Here is an 8,218-nt window from a genome sequence, read left to right on the forward strand (position 1 = left end):
ATTTTAGTGCATGCTAAATTTATAAAAAATTAACAAACATTGTTAAAAGGGGAACGTATTTCCTTTTAGCTACATAAATAAAATAATAAAGACAAACTCTTATTGAGAGCGGTGGAGGGAAAGGCCCTGTGAAACCCGGCAACCTTCAAACTAAATGTTTGAAACGGTGCTAAAACCTGCAAAACGTGTGTTTTGCATAATAAGAGGAGGAACAATTATGTCCCCCTCTTCAAAGTGAAGAGGGGGTTTTTTATATTGATAGAAATGAGGGAGATTCGTGAAATTACTAGATTTATTATCAAAAGGAGTTGTAATAGGTGATGGTGCGGTTGGAACGTTATTACATTCGCATGGTTTACAAAGTAGTTTTGAAGAATTGAATTTGTCTGACCCGGACTTAATTATATCGATCCATAAACAATATGTAGCTGCTGGAGCGGATGTTATTCAAACGAATACGTATGGTGCGAATGAAGCGAAACTCCGCATGTATGGTCTAGAAAATCAAGTTGTCCAAATTAATAAAGCGGCAGTGAATATTGCGAAAGCATCAGTAACAGAGCGGAATGCAATTTTAGGGACAATTGGAGGTATGAAACATATTGGTGCTGTTACAACGACTGATATAGAGAGAGAATTTATGTTACTTGAGCAGGCAGGTGCTTTACTAGAAGAACAGGTTGATGGATTACTATTAGAAACTTTTTATGATGAATTTGAATTATTGCATGCCGTTAAAGTATTGCGTAAACAAACGAATATTCCGATTGTTGCTCAGTTAGCGTTACATGAGGCAGGTACGACTCAAAATGGGAATGATGTCAATGAAATATTAAAACAGCTTTTGGATTACGGTGCCAATGTTGTTGGATTGAACTGTCAACTAGGGCCACTTCATATGACGGAAGCTTTCAAAATGATATCGATTCCTCAAAATGGCTATTTATCAGCATATCCGAATGCAGGTCTCCCGAATTATGTGGAGGGGCGTTACGTATATGAGGGAAGTCCAGCGTATTTTGAAGAGATGACACCAAACTTTATTGAACAAGGTATTCGTTTATTAGGTGGTTGTTGTGGTACTACCCCGGAACATATTGAAGGAATGAAACGTGCTATTGCAAATGTTGCACCTGTAATAGCAAAGGAGACGATTCAAAGGCCTAAAGTGGTCCATACACATGAGAAGCGTTCGAGAGCTCATGTTACTCTCGCAGAAAAGGCAAAGAAACAAACGACAGTTGTAGTGGAATTAGATCCACCGAAAACGTTAGACACGCAGCGTTTTTTTGAAGGGGCAAGAGCACTGAAAAGGGCTGGAGCGGATGCTATTACTCTAGCAGATAATTCATTAGCATCTCCTCGCGTTTCGAATATGGCTATGGGTGCATTATTAACGAAGCATGATATTCCAGTATTGACGCATTTAACGTGTAGAGATCATAACGTCATTGGACTACAGTCTCACTTGCTTGGATTATCAGCATTAGGTATGGAGGAAGTGCTAGCTTTAACTGGTGATCCAGCGCGCGTTGGTGATTTTCCAGGTGCAACTTCTGTATATGATTTGTCATCTATAGAGCTAATTAAAATGATTAAAGAGATGAACGACGGTCGCTCTATTTTAGGGAAATCAATTGGTCCGGCAACAAGATTTTCTGTCGGAGGGGCATTCAATCCTCATGTAAGGCATTTAAAAGCAGCGGTAAAGCGAATGGAACGAAAAATTGATGCTGGAGCTGAATATTTCTTAACGCAGCCGATATATGATGTTGCTTTAATAGAAGAAGTATATGAAGCGACAAAGCATTTGGAACAACCTATCTTTATTGGAATTATGCCGTTAGTAAGTAAGCGGAATGCAGATTTTCTTCATTTTGAAGTACCGGGTATTACGCTCCCTGAAGAGGTAAGACAAAGAATGGATGGACATAAAACGAAAGAGGCTGCTATCGAGGAAGGAATTCGTATTTCACAAGAGTTGATTGATGCGGCAATGAAATATTTTAACGGTATTTATCTTATTACGCCGTTTTTAAAATATGAAATTACAGAACATCTCGTGAAATATGTGAGAGAAAAGCAAGAAGTGAAAGAGGGTATTAATTGATGAAACGAATAGAAGAGAGATTACAACATGAAATTTTAATATTAGATGGTGCAATGGGAACGATGATCCAGCAAGAAGACTTAACAGCGGAAGATTTTGGAGGAGAAGAATACGAAGGTTGTAATGAATATTTAGTAAAAACAAGACCAGATGTGATTTTAAATATTCATAAAGTCTACATTGAAGCTGGAGCAGATATTATTGAAACGAATACGTTTGGTGCAACAAATATTGTATTAAGTGATTATGCATTGTCTCATTTAGATGAAGAGTTAAACGAAAGGGCAGCGTTTTTGGCGAAGCAAGCAGTCAAAGGAAGTGGGAAAGAAGTATATGTTGCGGGAGCGATGGGACCAACGACGAAAGCCATTAGTGTTACAGGTGGTGTAACTTTTGAAGAGTTAATCGAAGCCTATACAAGGCAAGCGAGAGGACTATTAAGAGGAGAAGTTGATGTATTGCTCGTTGAGACGAGTCAAGATATGCGTAATGTGAAAGCTGCGTACCTTGGAATTCAAGCGGCGTTTGAAGAACTAAACAAAATAGTACCTATTATGATTTCTGGAACAATTGAACCGATGGGAACGACTTTAGCGGGTCAAACAATCGAAGCCTTTTATTTATCGGTAGAGCATATGAAGCCATTATCGGTTGGGTTAAACTGTGCTACTGGTCCAGAATTTATGAGGGAACATATGCGTTCTCTATCTGATTTATCGGAGTGTTATATTTCTTGTTATCCAAACGCTGGTCTTCCTGATGAAGATGGGCATTATCACGAATCTCCGGCGTCACTTGCTGAAAAAGTAAAACGTTTTGCTGAAGAAGGATGGATTAATATTATTGGTGGTTGTTGTGGCACAACACCAGAACATATAAGTGCAATGAAATTGGCGCTTGCCTCGATTAATCCTCGTGAGCATCATGAAAGGGTTGGACATGGAATTAGTGGACTAGAAGCGTTGCAATACGATGATTCTATGAGGCCCCTATTTGTTGGAGAAAGGACGAACGTAATTGGATCGCGTAAGTTTAAAAGATTAGTAGCAGAAGGGAAATTTGAAGAGGCTGCTGAAGTGGCAAGAGCGCAAGTGAAGAAAAATGCTCATATTATTGATATTTGTATGGCAGACCCTGATCGTGATGAAATAGAAGATATGGAAAGATTCTTGGCAGAAGTTACGAAAGTGTTAAAAGTACCAATTATGATTGATTCAACAGATGAAAATGTTATGGCGAAAGCTCTTACTTATATTCAAGGAAAAGGTGTTATCAATTCTATTAATTTAGAGGATGGAGAAGAACGTTTTGAAAAAGTGACACCCCTTCTTCGGAAATACGGTGCTGCGATAGTTGTAGGGACAATTGATGAAGATGGTATGGCAGTTAGTGCAGAAAGAAAGATAGAGATTGCTAAAAGAAGCTATGAATTACTAACGAAGAAGTATGGTATACGCCCATCTGATATTATTTTTGATGCGCTTGTGTTTCCTGTAGGAACAGGTGATGAAGAATATATAGGTTCAGCGGCAGCGACTATAGAAGGAATTCGTCTTATTAAAGAAGCGTTACCAGAATGTTTAACGATTCTAGGTGTGAGTAACATATCTTTTGGTTTACCACCAGCTGGACGTGAAGTATTGAACTCTGTCTTTCTATACCATGCAACGAAAGCAGGATTAGATTATGCGATTGTTAACACGGAAAAATTAGAGCGCTATGCGTCAATTCCAGAGGAAGAAAAACGTCTTGCGGATGCATTATTATTTGAAACGACGAAAGAAACGTTAGAAAAATTCACAAACTTTTATCGTGTTGCCAAAAAGAAAGATATCGTTGTACAAGAAACGCTAACGCTTGATGAACGACTGGCAAATTATATTGTAGAAGGTACGAAGCAAGGACTACAAGAAGATCTAAGTCTCGCGCTTACAGAAGGACGAAAACCTCTGGATATTATTAATGGTCCACTTATGACAGGAATGGATGAGGTGGGGCGATTATTTAATGGTAATGAGCTTATCGTTGCTGAAGTATTGCAAAGTGCTGAAAGTATGAAAGCTGCCGTAAGTTATTTAGAGCCACATATGGAATCTAGTGATAGTGCGAAAAAAGGGAAAGTATTATTAGCGACTGTAAAAGGTGACGTACATGATATTGGGAAAAACCTCGTTGAAATTATTTTATCAAATAACGGATATGAAATTATTAATTTAGGAATTAATGTTCGTTCGGATCGAATTGTTCAAGAAGTACAAGAAAAGAAACCTGATATTATTGGTCTTTCTGGTTTGTTAGTAAAATCAGCGCAACAAATGGTAACGACTGCCGAAGATTTAAAAGCAGCGAATATTGATATTCCAATTGTTGTAGGTGGTGCAGCACTAACGAGGAAATTTACAGATAATCGTATTTCGCCATCATATAAAGGGCTTGTATGTTATGCAAGTGATGCGATGACAGGTCTTGATATTATTAACAAATTACAAAAAGAAGAAGAACGTGAAAAGATGAAGCGAGATAAAAAGGAACACCATCTTCATGTTGTGAAACAAGAGGAGAAGAAAATAGAAATTCCCGCAGTAATTGAGCCATTAGCGAAGGCGGCGGTTATGTTACCTGATTCAACAAAACGAATTGTATTACGCGATATTCCCGTTGCACATCTCGCTCCATTTCTAAATAGACAAATGCTACTTGGACATCACCTTGGATTAAAAGGAAATGTGAAGAAGCTTTTGAAAGAGGGAGATAAAAGAGCGCATGAATTGAATGATTTAATAGACGAATTATTGGTGGAAGGACAATCTTGGTTAAAACCAAAAGCGGTGTATCAATTTTTCCCGGCGCAAAGTGATGGACAAAATATAATTATATACGATCCGGAAGATCACACACGTATCATAGAGCGATTTGAATTTCCGAGACAAGGGAAAGCACCATACCGTACTTTAGGAGATTATATACGCCCGATTGGAGATGAGATGGATTATGTCGCTTTCTTATCTGTTACCGTTGGAGAAGGGGTTCGAGATATTGCAGAGGAATGGAAGGCGAAGGGAGATTATTTACGCAGTCATGCGATTCAGTCGTTAGCACTTGAATTAGCAGAAGGACTTGCTGAAAAAACACATATGCTTATTCGTGATCGTTGGGGAATTTCAGATTCACCTGAACTGACGATGGAAGAGAGATTCCGTACAAAATATAGAGGAATACGCGTATCATTTGGTTATCCAGCATGCCCAGAACTTGCTGATCAAGAAAAATTATTTCGCTTAATTCATCCAGAAGAAATAGGTATTTCATTAACAGAAGGATTTATGATGGAGCCAGAAGCGTCTGTAACGGCTATGGTATTTTCTCACCCTGAGGCAAGGTATTTTAGTGTACTATAGTGTAGAAGGGGGAGACGTATGAAAAAAATAGTCTTTACAGGTGGCGGTTCGGCAGGGCATGTAACGCCTAATTTAGCAATTATTCCACATTTACAAAAGCAGAACTGGGGTATCTCTTATATTGGTTCTCATCAAGGGATTGAGAAAACGATTATAGAAAAAGAAGGAATTCCGTATCATAGTATTGCAAGCGGGAAGCTACGTCGTTATTTTGATTTAAAAAATATAAAAGATCCTTTTCTCGTGATGAAGGGTGTTATGGATGCGTACGTAACAATTCGTAAACTAAAACCGGATGTTATTTTTTCAAAAGGTGGTTTCGTATCCGTACCAGTCGTAATTGGAGGATGGCTAAATAGGGTGCCAGTTTTATTACATGAATCTGATATGACACCTGGACTAGCAAATAAAATTGCGCTCCGTTTTGCCTCGAAAATATTTGTTACATTTGAAGAAGCTGCGAAGCACTTACCGAAAGAAAAAGTAATATATACAGGATCGCCTGTACGTGAAGACGTACTAAGAGGAAATCTTGAAAAAGGTTTAAAGTTTCTAGGGTTTTCCCGTAAGAAATCAGTTATTACTGTTATGGGAGGAAGTTTAGGAGCAAAGAAAATTAATGAAACGGTTCGGTCGGCACTTCCAGATCTTCTGAAAAATTATCAAATTGTGCATCTTTGCGGAAAAGGAAATCTTGATGAATCCTTACAAAATACAGAAGGATATAGACAATTTGAATATGTACATGGAGAGTTGCCGGATATATTAGCAGCAACAGATTTTGTCATTTCACGTGCGGGATCCAATGCGATTTTTGAATTTTTAACAATGCAAAAGCCGATGGTTTTAATTCCGTTATCGAAATTTGCAAGCCGTGGAGATCAAATTTTAAATGCTGAATCCTTTGAAAGACAAGGGTATGCATCGGTATTATACGAAGAGGATGTAACGGTGAACTCGCTTATAAAGCATATAGAAGAGCTATCTCATAATAATGAGACGTATAAAACAGCATTAAAAAAATATAATGGAAAAGAAGCGATTAAAACTATCATTCAACATATTTCAGAGGCATGATTAAACAATCATGTCTTTTTTAGTAGGATGAAAGATTCCAAGAATTGATATTTTTATGTTACAATAAAGTGAAACTTTAATCAGTGGGGGGGCATCCCCCACTGATTATTAGTTGAACCAATCGGGCTTTTACGGGCAGTTAATCCCACATCTAACTTCTTTGTTTTTGCTGAATTTTGAGGTGGGGGTCTTACTGCCCGTTAATGCGGGATAACAAATGGTTAATAGGGAAATTCCAATTGATTAAGCGTGAAAATACGAATGGATTAGGAGTGACTGTGTTGGAGCTAAGTCTCTATGAAAATACTGCACTTATTATATGCTTTGTGTTGTACGTTGGTAGTGTTATTGTTTATATTTCACGGAAATTTTCACAAGAACGAGAGCTTGAAAAATCAGAAATAACAGCTGAACTAGAAATGTTAGCTGATGAAAGTTATAAAAAGAAAAAAATAAAAGAAGACCATGAAGCACCCCATCATTGAAACGAAAATAAGTTCTAAAGATGGGGATTTTTTTTGGAAAAATCCCATTAACGCTAAAAAAGGAGTTTCCCCATACATATTGAAGGAGTGGATATAAATGAAATTTTATATTGCTTCAGGATTTCAAAATAAACATCTTGTTCGTTTCGTATCAAGCCAGTTGAAAGAAGTGGGATGGCAGCATACATATGATTGGACGAAAAATGAAAGAGCAACCAATAGAGAACAATTGCAAAAGATTGGTGAAGAAGAACAAGAAGCGATTCGAGAAGCTGATGTCTTCTTACTCATACTAAATGGTGGAAATGGAAGTCATACAGAATTAGGGATGGCAATTGCTTTAGAAAAGAAAATTTATATATATCACAAGGGCAATGAGTTGCAAACTACATTCTACCATTTACGAGAAGTTGATATTTTCGAAGGAGAAATTGAGGGGCTTGTCTCATATATATTGAATAAAGTGGAATGTTAGACGTGGGAATGTAGCGAGAAATATTTCTTGTAAAAAAAAGAGTGAAGGTTACCATTAGGCTATTTTGGGCACAGTTATTATAAGTAAAGCATATAAAGGAGTTATAAATATGAAATTAGAAAATGGATGGGAAACAAGTTTTTTAGAAGTTGTACAAAACAGTGAATTTAAGAAAGATGCAATTCTTAGTCAATTACTTTTTGCAGATAGTGAAGAAGTAGAAGAGCTTGTTGATGATTACGGTTATGAAGAGATTATTGAACGCGAACATGATGATGAGTTAGCAGGAATTTTAGGAGAAGAACTTTTTAGTGAGATGGAGCGAAACGTATTCTTAGCTTCACAGCCAGAAGAAAAACTGATTTCATTCGTAAATGGATTAGGTTTTCACGTGTTAGATTGGATCGTGCTTCTTGAAACAGAATTTGGCATTGATAGCGCAAATTTCACATCGGATGCAGTGAAAATGTTAGAAAATCGTTTTAGACAGTTTCCATACATAGAAGATAAAACGATTTTTGATATGACTTTTGGAGAGGTAATGGATGTATTACAATCCATTACAGGATTACAATTGAAAGAAAAGATGAACATATAAAGAAAAAGAACGTGAGGATATTGAACTGCACCCCAGTTGTTAGACACAGTCTAACAACTGGAGGTGCAGTTTTTC

At 37.3% G+C, this 8,218-nt stretch carries 6 protein-coding genes and 1 riboswitch; all 6 genes read left to right on the top strand.

Going from position 1 to position 8,218, the window contains the following annotated elements:
• Window positions 1–96: 96 nt before the first annotated feature.
• A riboswitch (SAM riboswitch) is annotated at window positions 97–206 on the top strand.
• A gap of 71 nt (window positions 207–277) precedes the next feature.
• Complete coding sequence (locus AB3X48_RS14190; RefSeq protein WP_088099516.1) at window positions 278–2,110, top strand: bifunctional homocysteine S-methyltransferase/methylenetetrahydrofolate reductase; 1,833 nt, start codon at window positions 278–280, stop codon at window positions 2,108–2,110.
• Complete coding sequence (gene metH, locus AB3X48_RS14195) at window positions 2,110–5,508, top strand: methionine synthase (protein WP_088099515.1); 3,399 nt, start codon at window positions 2,110–2,112, stop codon at window positions 5,506–5,508. Before AB3X48_RS14190 ends, metH begins: the two co-directional genes overlap by 1 nt.
• 18 nt (window positions 5,509–5,526) lie before the next feature.
• Window positions 5,527–6,585, top strand: a complete 1,059-nt coding sequence (murG, locus tag AB3X48_RS14200) for an undecaprenyldiphospho-muramoylpentapeptide beta-N-acetylglucosaminyltransferase (RefSeq protein ID WP_088079372.1) — start codon at window positions 5,527–5,529, stop codon at window positions 6,583–6,585.
• Between the two features lie 242 nt (window positions 6,586–6,827).
• Window positions 6,828–7,070, top strand: a complete 243-nt coding sequence (locus AB3X48_RS14205; RefSeq protein WP_088099555.1) for a DUF3966 domain-containing protein — start codon at window positions 6,828–6,830, stop codon at window positions 7,068–7,070.
• 97 nt (window positions 7,071–7,167) lie between these two features.
• The gene (locus tag AB3X48_RS14210; protein WP_002111842.1) at window positions 7,168–7,545 is read left to right on the top strand and encodes a nucleoside 2-deoxyribosyltransferase; all 378 of its coding nucleotides are present in this window, start codon (window positions 7,168–7,170) and stop codon (window positions 7,543–7,545) included.
• 109 nt (window positions 7,546–7,654) lie between these two features.
• Window positions 7,655–8,143, top strand: coding sequence for a hypothetical protein (locus AB3X48_RS14215; protein WP_016106156.1), 489 nt, complete (start codon window positions 7,655–7,657; stop codon window positions 8,141–8,143).
• Window positions 8,144–8,218 lie beyond the last annotated feature (75 nt).

The sequence above is a fragment of the Bacillus sp. S4 genome, from assembly GCF_040838205.1.
GTDB classification, from domain to species: domain Bacteria; phylum Bacillota; class Bacilli; order Bacillales; family Bacillaceae_G; genus Bacillus_A; species Bacillus_A cereus_U.

What these genes read in the sequence shown, in the direction of transcription:
- metH (WP_088099515.1), top strand. Translation starts at nt 2,110, where the DNA reads ATGAAACGAATAGAAGAGAGATTACAACATGAAATTTTAATATTAGAT.
- AB3X48_RS14215 (WP_016106156.1), top strand. Translation starts at nt 7,655, where the DNA reads ATGAAATTAGAAAATGGATGGGAAACAAGTTTTTTAGAAGTTGTACAA.
- AB3X48_RS14210 (WP_002111842.1), top strand. Translation starts at nt 7,168, where the DNA reads ATGAAATTTTATATTGCTTCAGGATTTCAAAATAAACATCTTGTTCGT.
- murG (WP_088079372.1), top strand. Translation starts at nt 5,527, where the DNA reads ATGAAAAAAATAGTCTTTACAGGTGGCGGTTCGGCAGGGCATGTAACG.